Genomic DNA, 13,911 nt, shown 5'->3' with positions numbered 1-13,911 from the left:
AGCCGGTCGGTCAGGAGACCGGGATCAGCGTGTACTTGGTGGACAGGTATTCGTGGATGCCCTCGAAGCCGCCCTCGCGGCCGACGCCGGACTGCTTGACGCCGCCGAACGGGGCCGCGGCGTTCGAGACGACGCCCACGTTCAGACCCATCATGCCGGTCTCGAGGCCGTCGATCATGCGCTGGCCGCGCTGAAGGTTCTCGGTGAACACGTACGACACCAGGCCGTACTCGGTGTCGTTGGCGAGGCGCACCGCGTCTTCCTCGGTCGAGAAGGTCGAGATCGCCAGCACCGGGCCGAAGATCTCCTCGCGCAGGATCGCGCTGCCGGGCACGACATCCGTGAGGACGGTCGGCTCGTAGTACGTGCCCGTGCCCTCGATCGCCTTGCCGCCGGCGAGCAGCCTCGCACCGCGGTCGACGGCGTCGCCGACCAGCTCCTGCGCCTTGGAGACGGCGTCCTCGTCGATGAGCGGTCCGATCGCGACGCCCTCCTCCGTGCCACGGCCGACCTTCATGCCGTTGACCCGCTCGGTGACGCGACGGGCGAACTCCTCGGCGACGTCCTCGTGCACGATGAAGCGGTTCGCGGCGGTGCACGCCTGGCCGATGTTGCGGAACTTCGCCAGCAGCGCGCCCTCCACCGCCTTGTCGAGGTCGGCGTCGTCGAACACGACGAACGGAGCGTTGCCGCCCAGCTCCATCGAGACCCGGAGCACGCCCTCGGCAGCCTGCGCGATGAGCTTGCGGCCCACCTCGGTCGACCCGGTGAACGACAGCTTGCGCAGCCGCGGGTCGGCGATGATGGGCGCCGACAGGGCGCTCGACTTCGAGGTCTGCACGACGTTGACGACGCCCTTCGGCAGTCCCGCCTCTTCGAGCAGCTTCGTGAAGCAGAGGGTGGTGAGCGGCGTGAGCGCCGGGGGCTTGATGACGACGGTGCAGCCGGCGGCCAGCGCGGGCGCGATCTTGCGCGTCGCCATCGCGAACGGGAAGTTCCACGGCGTCACGAAGAACGACGGACCCACGGGGCGCTGAGACACGACCATGTGGCCGGTGCCCTCGGGGTTGATGCCGTAGCGGCCGCTGATGCGCACGGCCTCCTCGCTGAACCAGCGCAGGAACTCGCCGCCGTAGACGACCTCGCCGCGCGCCTCGGCGAGCGGCTTGCCCATCTCGAGCGTCATGAGCAGCGCGAGGTCCTCCTTGTGCTCCTGCACGAGGTCGAACGCCCGGCGCAGGATCTCGCTGCGCACGCGCGGCGCGGTGGCCGCCCACTCGTCCTGCGCGGCCACGGCCGCATCGAGGGCGCGGATGCCGTCCTCCGGCGTCGCGTCGGCGATGGAGCGGATGACGTCACCGGTCGAAGGGTCCTTCACGTCGAAGGTCGCGCCGGATGAGGCATCCGTCCATTCGCCGCCGATGAAGAGGCCGGTGGGGATGCTGTCGAGGAGCGTCTGCTCGGCGGAGGCGGTCTGCGTGGTCATGTTTCTCCTTCGTGGGGATGCGGGTCAGCGGCGGCGGAGGCTGGCAGGGGCGTCCATGCCGAGCGTCTCGCCGCGGAAGAACGCGGGGCGGCGGATGGCGTTCCAGATCATCACGGCGATGCCGACGACGATGATGAGGATGCCGAGGATGAAGACGATCCCGACCCCGCCGATCTCGGCGCCGGAGCCGTAGGCCGGGTCCATCGAGTCGATGAGCGTGGTCACGAACAGCACCGCGAGGATGATGCCGCCCACGAGCGGGAACAGGAACGTGAAGAAGACGTTGCGCACCGAGTCGAACCACTGGCGGCGGAAGTACCAGACGCATGCGAACGCCGTGATGCCGTAGTAGAAGCAGATCATCATGCCGAGCGTGAGGATCGTGTCCCACAGGGTGTTCTCGCTGACGACGCGCATGATCGCGTAGAACGCCGACGCGACGATCGCCGAGACGATGGTGGCGTAGCCCGGGGTGAAGAAGCGCGGGCTGACCTTCGCGAACGATCCGGGAAGCGCGCCGTAGTGCCCCATCGCGAGCAGCGTGCGGGCCGGGCCGACGAAGGTCGACTGCAGCGACGACGCCGAGCTGGTGAGCACGGCGAGCGAGACGAGGAACGCGAGCGGTCCGAGGATCGGGCCGGAGAGGTGGAAGAACACGTTCTCCTGGATGTCCTCGTTGCCGAGACCGAGTTCGCCCGTCCCGATGCCGGCGAACATGATCATCGCGACGGCGAGCAGCAGGTAGAGGGTCACGATCGTGAGCACCGTGGCGGTCGCGGCGCGACCCGGGGTCTTCTCGGGGTCCTTGGTCTCCTCGTTCATGGTGAGGGTGACGTCCCACCCCCAGAAGATGAAGATCGAGAGCGAGAGGCCGGCGGCCACGGCGCTGAAGGTGGGGATGGCGAACGGGTTGAACCAGTTGAGGTCGAACGGCTGGTAGTCGAACCCGTTGCCGCTCACCGCCTGCACGATCGCGGCACCTGCGAAGAACACCAGCACGAGCACCTGGAAGCCGACCAGCCAGTACTGCAGCTTCTGGGTGGTCTGCATGTCGCGGTACGACACCCACGTCGCCCCGAGCATGAACAGCAGGCACACGGCGATGTTGATCCATGTGACGCTCGCGAGGTCGGCGATGGCGGGGTTGTTCGTGATCTGCGAGATCAGCAGGAAGAGGAAGTCGACGGCGATGCCGGCCAGGTTCGACAGCACCAGGATGGTCGCGACGACGAGTCCCCATCCGGCCATCCAGCCGATCCACGGGCCGAAGGCGCGGGTGGCCCAGGTGAACGACGTGCCCGAGTCGGGCATGCGGTTGTTCAGCTCGCGGTATCCGAACGCCACGAGCAGCATCGGGATGAAGCCGACGAGGATGATCGCGGGGATCTGCGCGCCGACGGTGGAGGCGGTCGGGCCGACCGCGGCGGTGAACGTGTACGCGGGGGCGATGCACGAGATGCCGATCACGATGGCGCCGAGCAGACCGACGGTCCCGGCGCTGAGGCCCTTGCTCGAGATGCCGGTCGTGACGGCGGCGGGCTCCGTCGCCCGGGGGGTGCTGCTCATCAGCGGTCTCCTGCCTCCCCGCGGGTGCGCGGGACGACGATCATGGGAACGGGGAGCTCGTGCAGCATCTTCGCCGCCGTCGAGCCGAGGAAGAGTCGGCGGGGCTGGGCCAGCCGACTGGAGCCGACGAGGACGATCTCGCCGGGGAGCCACGAGAGGTTCGCGACCGCGTCTTCGACCGAGTCGCCGGGGGCCTCTTCGACCGCGACGTTGCTGCCGTCAGGGAGCAGCTCCTCGGCGATCGCGCGCACGTGGTCGGCGTGCTCGTCGCCGACCACGCGGATGGCGCCGGTGTCGAGACCCGGAGGCACGTCGAAGGGCACGAGCGACACGAGGCGCAGGTCGACGCGGCCGGCGGCGGCGAGGGCGGATGCCTCGTCGAGCAGCACGTCGGCGCCCGGGCGGTTGCCGACCGCGGCTGTGACCCGGGGCAGCGCGTGGTCGTCTTCGGTGGCCGTGCCGGCCGGCGCGAGGGCGACGGGGATGGTCGAGGAGTGCAGCAGCTCGGAGGCGACGGTGCCGAGACGGTGGCGGCCGAGGATGCTCCCGCCCGCCGCGCCGATCACGATCAGCCGTGCGCCGAACTCCTCGCCCGCGGCGATGAGCCCCTCGGCGAACGACTCGGCGATGCGCACGTGGCCGACGGCCGCGACGTCGCGCGGGAGTCGCACGATCGCGCCCTGCAGCCACTGCCGCGCCTGGGCGCGGATGTGATCCTCGTAGGCGCGCTCCTTGGGCACGACGGCGCTCCGCGTCCCCTCGGCGGGCAGCACCGTCACCAGGTGCAGTTCGGCCCCGGTGCTGCGCGCGAGGCGCGCACCGAGCGCCGCGGCATCCGCTCCGGCATCCGTCGCCGTGTACCCGACGACGATCGCGGCGGTCATCCCTCGCTCGCAGCCGCGCCCGTGCGGGCGGTCTCGAGGATGCGGGAGGCGACGAGCTGACCCATGCGGATCGCGCCGTCGACGTGCTGGTACCCGGCGCCCGCCATGTCGCTGCACGCGAAGTGGATCGGGCCGACGGGCGTACGAAGGTCGGCGCCGTAGCGGTGAAGGCCGCCCATGTCGAAGCTCGCGGCGTAGGCGCCGCGGGTCCACTCCTCGGTGCCCCAGTCGCTCTCGTAATAGACGACCGGGTCCTTGGCCTCGGGGCCGTAGTAGTGCGAGAGGGATTCGAGGATGCGCTCCTTTCGCTCCTCCGCCGACAGCGTGAACAGGTCGTCGGCGTTCTGGTCGGACACGAAGCCGACGAGGGTGCCGCGCTCGTCGCCGTGGTTGGAGTTGTCGTAGGCCTCGTGCGACAGCTCGTACGGGCTGAAGGCGGTGCCGCTGAGGCCCTTGTCGCGCCAGAACGGCCGGTCGTAGACCGCGTGCACCTTGATGACGAAGCCCATCGAGAGGTGCTGGTGCATCTGGTGCTGGCGGCGCGGCAGCGGCGGCGTGAACGAGATGCGCGTGTAGAGGATCGGGGCGTGGGCGAGCACGGCGAACCGGGCGCGCACGGTGAGCTCGTCGGTCGTGGCGGTGACCCCGGCGTCGCCCCATTCGAGCGAACGCACCGGCTGGTTGAGGAGCACGTCGTCACCGAGACGCTCGGCGAGCCGGATCGGCACCTGCTGCAGGCCGCCGACGACCCGCTTGTCGAGGATGAAGTCGGCGTCGACGAGGTTCGAGTACGACCCGGCCGACGCGGCCATCAGCAGCGACTGCAGCAGCGAGAAGGAGTGCGTCGGCTTGGTGAGCATCGCCGACCCCGTGGCGAACGCGAGGTTGCGCACCGCCTCGTCGTCGTCGGTCTGTCGGCGCAGCCAGGCATCCCACGTGATCGTGTCCCACTCGGCGGCGTTCGGATGCTCCCACGGACGGTCCGGGTCGATCTCGGCGACCATCGCGTCGAGCCGCTCGGTGATCTCGGCGATCACGCGCTCGGTCTCGGCCGACACCGGGAACATCTCGCCGGTGAAGCGCGAGACGGTGCCGTCGGGCCCGACGTACACGCTGTCGCCCTCGCGGTAGCGGCTGTACGTCTCGAGTCCCAGCTCGTCGAGCGTGTCGATCAGGGCGTGCTGATCGGGCGAGACCCACTGGCCGCCGAGTTCGAGCATCGCCCCCTCGATCACGTCGGTCCACAGACGTCCGCCGACCCGGTCGCGCGCTTCGAGCACGGCGACCGAGAGTCCCGCCTTGCGCAGGTCGTTCGCCGCGGTGAGGCCGGCGGCGCCCGCTCCGATGATGAGCACGTCGCGCGTGATCTCGGCCATGGGTGCAACTCCTTCGTCGTGGATGCCAGGGGAGGATTGCCGGTCGCGACCCCCAATCCCCCGATCGGGGTCGCGACCGGACGAGGGTCAGGCGGAGGCGAGCGCCGCCTGCACGATGTCGAGACCTTCGTTCAGCAGATCGTCGCCGATCGACAGCGGCGGCAGGAAGCGGATGACGTTGCCGTAGGTGCCGCAGGTGAGAACGATGACGCCCTGGGCGATCGCGGCCTTGGCGACGGCGGCCGTGAGGGCGGCGTCTGGAGCCTTCGTCTCGGGGTCGACGAACTCCGCCGCCACCATGGCACCGTGGCCGCGCACGTCGCCGACGCGCGGGTCGCTGGTCTGCATCGCGGTGAGGCGCGAGACGAGCAGCTCGCCGATCTCGCGTGCGCGCTCGATCACGCCGTCGTTCTCGAAGACGTCGATCGCGGCGAGCGCGGCGGCGCAGGCGATCGGGTTGCCGCCGTAGGTGCCGCCGAGGCCGCCCGCGTGCGAGGCGTCCATGATCTCGGCGCGCCCGGTGACCGCGGCGAGCGGCAGGCCGCCCGCGATGCCCTTCGCGGTGGTGATGAGGTCGGGCTCGATGCCGAAGATCTCGCTGGCGAACATGTGGCCGGTGCGGGCGAAGCCGGTCTGCACCTCGTCGGCGATGAAGACGACGCCGTTCGCGCGGCTCCACTCCTGCAGAGCGGGCAGGAACCCCTCGGCGGGGACGATGAAGCCGCCCTCGCCCTGGATGGGCTCGATGATGATCGCGGCGAGGTTGTCGGTGCCGATCTGCTTCTCGAGCTGCAGGATCGCCCGTGCCGCGGCGTCGGCGCCCGAGAGTCCGTCACGGAAGGGGTACGACATCGGGGCGCGGTACACCTCGGGCGCGAAGGGGCCGAAGCCGCTCTTGTACGGCATCGACTTGGCCGTGAGCGCCATGGTGAGGTTGGTGCGGCCGTGGTAGCCGTGGTCGAAGGCGACGACGGCCTGACGACCGGTGTGCTTGCGGGCGATCTTGATCGCGTTCTCGACGGCCTCGGCGCCCGAGTTGAAGAGGGCGCTCTTCTTGGCGAAGTCGCCGGGGGTGACGCGGTTGAGCGCCTCGGCGACGGCGACGTACGACTCGTACGGCGAGATCATGAAGCAGGTGTGGGTGAACTGCGCGGCCTGCGCGGCGACGGCCGCGGCGACCTTGGGGTGCGCGTTGCCCACGGTGGTCACGGCGATGCCGGAGCCGAGGTCGATGAGCGAGTTGCCGTCGGCGTCGACGACCACGCCGCCACCCGCGGCGACGGCGGCGATCGGCACGGTGTGTCCCACGCCGGCAGGCACGGCCTCGGCCTTGCGCGCCAGCAGTTCCGCCGAGCGGGGCCCGGGGAGTTCGGTGACGAGGCGGCGCTCCTGCGGGAGCTCCGGTCCTCCGAGGGGGACGGCGGTGGGTGCGGTGTCGACGAGTGCCATGTCGCGAGCGTACGACCGGTATTCCTACGGATGCATTCGCCGAGCTGTACAATCTCACGCAGCACTTCGCCCGTCCGTACAACCTTGGCAGGAGCATCCGTGGCCGCCTCCCCGCCCGCGCAGCCGACGCTGCGCGCCCTGCTGCGACGACGCGACCTCGGGCTCCGGCTGATCTCCGACGAGCCGCGGCTGCCGGACGATGCGCTCGATCGCCCGCTGCGGTGGGTGCACAGCTCGGATCTGGCGGACCCCACGCCCTTCCTCGCCGAGGACCTCGTGCTGCTCACCACCGGCACCCAGTTCGACGACCCCGCGGGCATCGACGCCTACGTCGGCCGACTCGCCGACCGGGGCGTGCGCGGTCTCGGGTTCGGCACCGACGTGCACCGCCACGGCGTGCCGAACGAGCTCGTCGACGCGTGCGCGGCGCGCGGCATGCCGCTGTTCGAAGTGCCGTACCGCACCCCCTTCATCGCCGTGGCGCGGGCGCACTCCGAGGCGATCGCCGCCCAAGCGTACGCGCGGCGCTCCTGGGCGCTCGACGCCCAGCGCGGCCTCGCCCTCGCCGCGCTCCGCCCCCGCGGCCTCGACGCGATCCTCGCCGAACTCGCCCGGCGCCTCGACGTCTGGACCGGACTGTTCGACGCGGCCGGTTCGCTCGTGCACGGGCATCCGCGGGAGGCGGTCGCCGGGCGAGAACTGGCCGGACTGTCGGCCCGCGTCGGCGACGTCCTCACCCGCGGCCTTGAGGCCGGCCAGTCGCTCGACATGGGCGATCGCACCTTCATGCTCTTCACGATCGGACGCGGCGGCCGACTGCGCGGTGTCATGGCGCTCGCGACCGACGCGCTCGACCCGGAGGCGCGCACGGTCGTGACCTCGGTGATCGCCATGGCCGGCCTTGCCCTGGAGCAGAGCGAGCAGGCGACCCGCAGCCGACGTCGACTGCACGACCAGCTGCTGTCATCCCTGCTCGGCGACGACCCGTCACTGGCCCGCCGCGTGCTCGGTTCGCTTCCGCCCGCGCCGGTCGTGGTCGCCGTCGCCCGCGATGCCCCCGTCGATGCGCTGCACGAATGGTGGGAGCGGCGCCGCACCGAGCATGGCACCGCGGTGTTCGCGGCCGAGTCGGACGAGGGCATGACGATGAGCGTCTCGGCGGCGGACGAGGGCCTGTTCGACGAGGTCGCCGCGCGCTTCGGCATCCGCCTCGGCGTCTCGGCCCCCGAGGGGTACGACGCCTTCTCCCGGGCGCACGCCCAGGCCGTGACGGCGCTGCGCCAGGCGGGCGACGCCGGTGCGGTGCGGTTCACGGATGCCGCGGGCACGAGCATCCTCGCGGCGCTGGCGACCGACGAGGCACGGCTGGTCGCGGAGTCGCGTCTCGCTCCTCTGCGGGATCACGCCGCCGGGGGCACGAATCTGGAGGAGACGCTGCGGGTCTGGCTCGCGCACGATGCCCGGGCCGAACAGGCCGCCGCCGCCCTGGGCATCCATCGGCACACCCTGCGCTCGCGCATCGCACAGGCCTCCGCGCTGCTCGGCATCGACCTGTCGTCGTTTCCCGCCCGCGCCGAGCTCTGGGCCCTCCTCTCCACCGCCCGCGACTAGCCGCCCGCCCGGGGCCTTTCGCTCCCGATCGAACGGATACCGAATCGGATGACAGACGGGTTCAGGCGTCTCCGCGGGTGGCGTCGTCGCGCCAAGTCCGCCAGCTGTCCAGTCCACTCGTATCGGTCGGACCGGTCAGGAGGCTTCCCGCTTGGGTATCCAGAGCTTTCCAGCCCGCAGCGTCGGTCATGGCGAGGATCCGCGCGACGATCGGAGCCCCCGCTCGGACGTGCAGCATCGCCGAGCTCACGGTATCTTCCCTACCGACGTTGAACTCCACCGAACCCTCGTCACCACGCCAAATCCCCCAGGTCGGTTCCGTCCAGTCGACTCCCGGGAAGGCCTCCGCAGAACTCGCGCGGAACTCCTCGACGGAGCACAGCGGAAGCGCGGGAAGCGGCTCGGTCTGCGCTTCCAGGTCAGCTGTGGTCTGGATCGATTCGGGGAATCGCAGAACGATGACGTCCCAGCTCATGGCCGGAAGTGTAATACGGGCAGGCGGAGTCAGGGGCGGTCGTCGAGGTTGTCGGAGACGACCTCGAGAGCGTGCGCGCGCGCCTCGGTGGCCGAGGTGCCGCGAGCGGTGGCGACCGCGGCGGCGAAGACCTCGGTGAACACGAGGTACGCCACGCGCGACGTGTGCTCCAGCTCCTCGCGGAAGCTGACCCCGCTCGGCGCGATCACGAGCGACAGCGTCGCCGCATCGGTCAGCGCCGACGAGGCGAACGACGTGAGCGCGATCACCGTCGCCCCGCCGCGCGCGGCCGCCGTCGCCACGCGCAGGCTGGCTTCGTTCGCCCCCGAGCCGCTGACGATCAAGCACACGTCGTCGGCGGTGAGGTGTCGGGCCGCGATCTGCTGCGCGATCGCGTCGGCGATGAACTCCGCCGACCGTCCGGACGCCGTGAGCCGCATCGCGAGGTCGTTCGCGATCGGTGACGACAGACCGTTGGCGAGCACGAGCAGACGACGGGCGGATGCCGCGACCCGCACGGCCTCGTCGACCGCATCCGGGTCGAGCAGGCTCGCGAGCGCCGGCAGCGACGCCGCGACCCGGTCGATCTCGCCGCGCATGCGGCCGAGCACCCCGGGACCGTGGTCGACACCGGTGTCTCCCGGTGCCGCCCCGAGCTCGGAGGCCAACGCGACCCGCAGCTGCGGGTAGCCGCGGTAGCCGAAGCTCTGGCAGGCGCGTACGACCGTCGCCCGGCCGACCCCTGCGCGCTCGGCGAGCTCCTGCGCGGTCCATTCGACGACGGCATCCGAGGCCTCGACGATGAGCTCCGCCACCCGGCGCTCGGCGGGCTGCAGCGTGTTGAGCACCGCCGCGATGCGGGCGGTGGGCGGCGCGCTAGGCGAGAACACGGGCCCGGGCTCCTTCCATGATGCGGCGACGGATGGCTCCGGATGCCCCGTCGATCAGCATCGTCACGGCCACGACCACGATGAGCAGCACGCCCACCGTCGACCACTCACGGTACTGGGTGTACGAAGTGAGCATGTCGCCGATACCGCCGACGCCGATCAGACCGAGCACGGCCGAGGAGCGCACGTTGATCTCGAACCGGTACAGCCAGAACGACCAGAACGCGGGTTCGGCCTGCGGCCACACGCCCCAGCGGAGCACCTGCGAGGTGCCGCCACCGGCCGCGCGCGCGGCTTCGATCGGTCCGCGCGGCACCGCCTCGACCGCCTCGTAGCCCCACTTGCCGAGCGTGCCGACGCCGTTGATCGCGAGCGCGAGCGCGCCCGTGAACGGCGTGAGTCCGGTGACCGAGAGGATGACGATGGCGATGATGATCTCGGGCACCGCGCGGATGAGCGAGAACAGACCGCGCAGCAGCGAGCGCAGCCACGCGGGCCCGAACCCGCGGGCGGCGAGCAGGCTGAGCGGGGTGGCGAGCAGGATGCCGAGGATCGTGCCGACCCACGCCATCTCGATGCTGCGCCAGGTCTGCCACAGCGCCTCGGGCAGCTTCTCCCAGTTGGGGCTCGCGAACATGAGTCCGAGGTAGCGCACGACTTCGGACGGCAGGTCGGCGAGCCGCGACCAGCTGATGTCGATCGACCAGAACGCGGCGACGACGACGGCGGTGACGAGCACCCATCCGGCGATCAGCCAGGGCCGGCGCGGACGGTCGGGGATCACGGTGAGCGTCGCGTTCGCGCGCGGCGACGCGGCGACGGGGGCGGTCATACGAGCCTCCGTCGCACGGCGTCCGAGACGAGGTCGATCACGATGACGACGATGAGGATCTCCAGGATGATGAGCGAGAGCTGGTCGTAGCGGTAGAACGTGCGCACCGCGTCGATGAGCAGTCCCATGCCGCCGGCGCCGACGAGGCCGAGCACGGTGGAGGCGCGCACGTTGAGCTCGAAGACGTAGAGCGTCTGGTTCGCGAATGCCGGCCACGCGTCGGGGAGGGCGAGGGTGCGGTTGATCTTGGCCTGGGTCGCGCCGACCGCGCGGCCGGCCTCGAGGGGGCCGCGGTCGTTCGTGTCGATCGCCTCGGAGACGAGCTTCACGATGATGCCGACGTTGAACAGCAGCAGCGCGAGAATGCCGGGCAGCGCGCCGACGCCCACCATGGCCACGAGGATCGCCGCGTACAGCAGGTCGGGCACGCTGCGCACGACGTTGAGGATGCCACGGACGACGACGCGCGCCGGCCCGTTCGGATTGGTCGCGCGCGCCGCCCAGAAGCTCAGCGGAAGCGACACCGCCGCCCCGATCGCGGTGGCGATGACCGCCATCTGCAGCGTCTCGATCAGCGGCGGGAGCGTGCGCGGGAAGAAACTCCAGTCGGGCAGCAGCAGCTTCACGACCTTGTCGGCGCCGTTCTGCCAGTTGCGCGCGATCGCGTCGAGGTCGACGCCGATCCCGACGCCCGGCAGGCACATGACGACGGTCGCGGCCACGACGACGGCGACGATCGCCGGTCCCTTCCACGCTCCGGGCGGGCGGGGTGGGATGTCGAGCGGTCGCGCGCCCGTCGCGGAGGCGGGGGCCGTCATGCGTCCAACCGGTCTTGCGGGGTGAGCGAGCGCCCGTAGATGCTCTCGAAGTCGGCATCCGTCGCGCTCGTCGCCGGTCCGTCGTACACGACCTCGCCGGCGCGCATGCCGATCATGCGGGCCCCGTACTCGCGTGCGAGGTCGAGCAGGTGCAGGTTGACGAGCACCGTGATGCCGAGGTCGCGGTTGATGCGCCGCAGATCGTTCATGACGCCGTGCGCCGTGGGCGGGTCGAGGCTGGCGACCGGTTCGTCGGCCAACACGATGCGCGGCTCCTGGGCGAGTGCCCGGGCGATCGCGACGCGCTGCTGCTGGCCGCCCGACAGGTCGGAGGCGCGCGAGTGGAGCTTGGGCAGGATGCCGACGCGGTCGAGCGCCTGGTGGGCCAGCTGCTTGTCGGCCTCGGGGTAGGCACCGAGGAGCGTGCGCCACAGCGGCGTGTGGGCGAGGCGCCCGACGAGCACGTTCTGCAGCACGCTTGCGCGACCGGCGAGGTTGAAGCCCTGGAACACCATGCCGATGTCGCCGCGCAGGCGCCGGAGCGTGCGGGGCGAGGCGCCGGAGACCCGGTGCTCCCCCACGTCGAGCGTTCCGGAGGTGACGGGGACGAGACCGTTGATGGTGCGGATGAGCGTGGACTTGCCCGAACCAGAGAGCCCGACGACGGCGACCATCTCGCCCGCCTCGATGTCGAGGGAGACGCGATCGAGGCCGACCGTGCCGTTCGGGTACCGCACGGTCACCTCGTCGAGGCGGATGGACCACGGCGTGGACGCCGCAGCGGGAGCTGCGGCGTCCACGTGCTGGATCTGGTCGGACAACTTACTGGAGCCCCAGGGCCTCGGCGGCACGGGCGACCACGTCGAGCGAGTCGGGGTCGGCCGGAGCGAGCTTGGTGATCGAGTAGATGCTCGTGAGGATCTCGGAGCCCTCCTCGGTGTTCGAGAAGTCCTCGAGCGCCTTCGTGATGCGCTCCTGCAGCTCGGGCGAGAGCTCGGACGACAGCGCGACGCCGTCGTTCGGGATCTCCTCGGTCATCGCGAAGACGACGACCTTCTGGCCGACGTCCGGGGTGTCCTTCTGCACGATCGTGCGGGCGTCCCAGAAACTGAAGCCGACCTCGGCGTCGCCGTTGTAGACGGCCAGCACCGAGGCGTCGTTCGCCGTCACCGGGATCTGCTGGATGTCGGTGTCGGTGTCGAGGCCGGCCTCCTGCAGCGCGAGGATCGGGTAGATGTAGCCCGCCGGGGAGCCCGGGCCGAGGACGGCGACCTTCGCACCCTCGACCTTGTCGATGCTGTCGAGGCCGGCGGGGCCCGTCATCGCGTCGGCGCCGTTGCAGAACAGCATCCCGTCGCGGTCGACGGGCTCGTCCTCGCAGTACTTGTCGGGGTTGTTCGTCATGAACTGCGCCGGGTACGTGATGTTGCCGTTGCGCTCGGTCTGGAGCACGACCGAGGCGTCGTACATGTCGTTGGCCTGCCACAGCTGCAGCGACGGCAGGAAGCCGATCTGCGCCTGACCGGCTCCCATCGCCTCGACGGCGGCCTGGTAGTCCTTCGAGACGACGCCGGTGACCTCGATGCCGAGCTCCTCGGTGAGGTAGTCGGTGAGCGGGGCGGCGGTGTCGACGAGTCCGTCCTGATCCTGGGACGGGACGAGGGCGAGCACGATCGAGTCGGGGTCGGCGGCCGGGGCGGCCGAGTCCTCGGGTGCCGCGGTGGTCGACGAGCAGCCGGCGAGCACGACGGTCAGCAGTGCGCCGGCGGCGACGATTCCCGCTGCGGGGCGGCGGAACGGAGAGGTACGCATGGTCATCCTTCGAGGTGGTGGGTGTGGGTGAGAGAGGGGACGGAAGGGGGGGAGTCGGGGACGCGCAGCCAGGCTTCGAGCCGGGGAATCAGCTCGTCGAAGGCGGTCGCACGGTAACTGGGGGTGGCCTCGGGGTCGGCGAAGCCCCCGATCAGGGCGGTGGCGTGGCCACGGGCGTGCGCGGGAGCGAGGTCGTTGTGCCAGATGTCTCCGATGCTCAGCACGCGGGACCCGGCGGGCAGCGCGGCGAGCACCGCCTCGAGGCCCGCCGGCTTGCGCGCGTCGGTGACGACGCGATCGAAGAGGCCCGTCAGCCCGAGCGCGTCGAGAGCCTCCGCAATGCGGATGGCCGGCGCATTGGTGACGAGCACCCGGTCCGCGCACGGGGCCGCGCCCGTGAGGAATCGGGCGAGCCCCGCGGGAGCCACCACGGGAGCGGCGGGGGTGGCCAGCTCGCCGCGGCTCGCGAGGTAGGCGGCGCTGAGGAGCGCGGCATCCGCTCCCCTCTCCTCGGCCGCGCGACGGACCGCGTCGTAGCCGTCGAGGGATTCGCCGTCAGCGGCGGCGAGCAGCGTGCGGATGCTCTCGACGAAGCCGTCGCCGTCATCCAGAGCCGAGGCGACGTGCCGGGCGTAGGCCAGCACGGGGCCGTCGCCCAGCGCGATCGTGCCGTCGAAATCGAAGAGGAGGATGGAGGTCACAGGTTTCTTTC

At 71.0% G+C, this 13,911-nt stretch carries 13 protein-coding genes; 1 reads left to right on the top strand and 12 read right to left on the bottom strand.

Annotated elements, in window-relative coordinates:
- Nucleotides 1–10: 10 nt before the first annotated feature.
- The 5 genes from AB3M82_RS11025 to gabT form a co-directional block, all read right to left on the bottom strand.
- The gene (locus AB3M82_RS11025; RefSeq protein ID WP_412957929.1) at nucleotides 11–1,486 is read right to left on the bottom strand and encodes an NAD-dependent succinate-semialdehyde dehydrogenase; all 1,476 of its coding nucleotides are present in this window, start codon (nucleotides 1,484–1,486) and stop codon (nucleotides 11–13) included.
- A gap of 24 nt (nucleotides 1,487–1,510) precedes the next feature.
- Complete coding sequence (locus tag AB3M82_RS11020) at nucleotides 1,511–3,052, bottom strand: APC family permease (RefSeq protein ID WP_412957928.1); 1,542 nt, start codon at nucleotides 3,050–3,052, stop codon at nucleotides 1,511–1,513.
- Nucleotides 3,052–3,936, bottom strand: a complete 885-nt coding sequence (locus AB3M82_RS11015) for a universal stress protein (protein ID WP_412957927.1) — start codon at nucleotides 3,934–3,936, stop codon at nucleotides 3,052–3,054. Before AB3M82_RS11015 ends, AB3M82_RS11020 begins: the two co-directional genes overlap by 1 nt.
- A complete protein-coding gene (locus AB3M82_RS11010) occupies nucleotides 3,933–5,312 on the bottom strand; it encodes a flavin monoamine oxidase family protein (RefSeq protein WP_412957926.1) in 1,380 nt (459 codons plus the stop codon). Before AB3M82_RS11010 ends, AB3M82_RS11015 begins: the two co-directional genes overlap by 4 nt.
- A gap of 87 nt (nucleotides 5,313–5,399) precedes the next feature.
- Entirely contained in the window at nucleotides 5,400–6,761 is a 1,362-nt protein-coding gene (gene gabT, locus AB3M82_RS11005) for a 4-aminobutyrate--2-oxoglutarate transaminase (RefSeq protein WP_412957925.1), read from the bottom strand.
- A 99-nt stretch (nucleotides 6,762–6,860) separates the two neighbouring features.
- On the opposite strand from gabT, the gene AB3M82_RS11000 reads away from it, so the two are divergent.
- Entirely contained in the window at nucleotides 6,861–8,372 is a 1,512-nt protein-coding gene (locus AB3M82_RS11000; RefSeq protein WP_412957924.1) for a PucR family transcriptional regulator, read from the top strand.
- Between the two features lie 61 nt (nucleotides 8,373–8,433).
- Here the strand turns inward: AB3M82_RS11000 and AB3M82_RS10995 are convergent, their stop codons facing one another.
- The 7 genes from AB3M82_RS10995 to AB3M82_RS10965 are packed head-to-tail and all read right to left on the bottom strand — an operon-like array spanning nucleotide 8,434 to nucleotide 13,900.
- Nucleotides 8,434–8,847 (bottom strand): hypothetical protein, encoded by a 414-nt coding sequence (locus AB3M82_RS10995; RefSeq protein ID WP_412957923.1) that lies wholly within the window; start codon nucleotides 8,845–8,847, stop codon nucleotides 8,434–8,436.
- Between the two features lie 29 nt (nucleotides 8,848–8,876).
- A complete protein-coding gene (locus tag AB3M82_RS10990; RefSeq protein ID WP_412957922.1) occupies nucleotides 8,877–9,737 on the bottom strand; it encodes a MurR/RpiR family transcriptional regulator in 861 nt (286 codons plus the stop codon).
- Complete coding sequence (phnE, locus tag AB3M82_RS10985) at nucleotides 9,724–10,569, bottom strand: phosphonate ABC transporter, permease protein PhnE (RefSeq protein ID WP_412957921.1); 846 nt, start codon at nucleotides 10,567–10,569, stop codon at nucleotides 9,724–9,726. Before phnE (AB3M82_RS10985) ends, AB3M82_RS10990 begins: the two co-directional genes overlap by 14 nt.
- Nucleotides 10,566–11,387, bottom strand: a complete 822-nt coding sequence (phnE, locus tag AB3M82_RS10980) for a phosphonate ABC transporter, permease protein PhnE (protein ID WP_412957920.1) — start codon at nucleotides 11,385–11,387, stop codon at nucleotides 10,566–10,568. Before phnE (AB3M82_RS10980) ends, phnE (AB3M82_RS10985) begins: the two co-directional genes overlap by 4 nt.
- Complete coding sequence (gene phnC, locus AB3M82_RS10975) at nucleotides 11,384–12,208, bottom strand: phosphonate ABC transporter ATP-binding protein (protein ID WP_412957919.1); 825 nt, start codon at nucleotides 12,206–12,208, stop codon at nucleotides 11,384–11,386. The genes phnE (AB3M82_RS10980) and phnC overlap by 4 nt, the downstream gene beginning before the upstream one ends.
- A gap of 1 nt (nucleotide 12,209) precedes the next feature.
- On the bottom strand, nucleotides 12,210–13,199 hold the full coding sequence (phnD, locus tag AB3M82_RS10970; RefSeq protein WP_412957918.1) for a phosphate/phosphite/phosphonate ABC transporter substrate-binding protein: 990 nt from the start codon (nucleotides 13,197–13,199) through the stop codon (nucleotides 12,210–12,212).
- Between the two features lie 2 nt (nucleotides 13,200–13,201).
- Nucleotides 13,202–13,900 carry an HAD family hydrolase gene (locus AB3M82_RS10965; protein WP_412957917.1) on the bottom strand — a complete coding sequence of 233 codons (699 nt, stop codon included), beginning with the start codon at nucleotides 13,898–13,900 and terminating at the stop codon, nucleotides 13,202–13,204.
- Between the last annotated feature and the right edge of the window lie 11 nt (nucleotides 13,901–13,911).

Source organism: Microbacterium californiense (assembly GCF_047246625.1).
Classification (GTDB): domain Bacteria; phylum Actinomycetota; class Actinomycetes; order Actinomycetales; family Microbacteriaceae; genus Microbacterium.
This window is presented reverse-complemented; position numbering and strand designations above follow the sequence as displayed.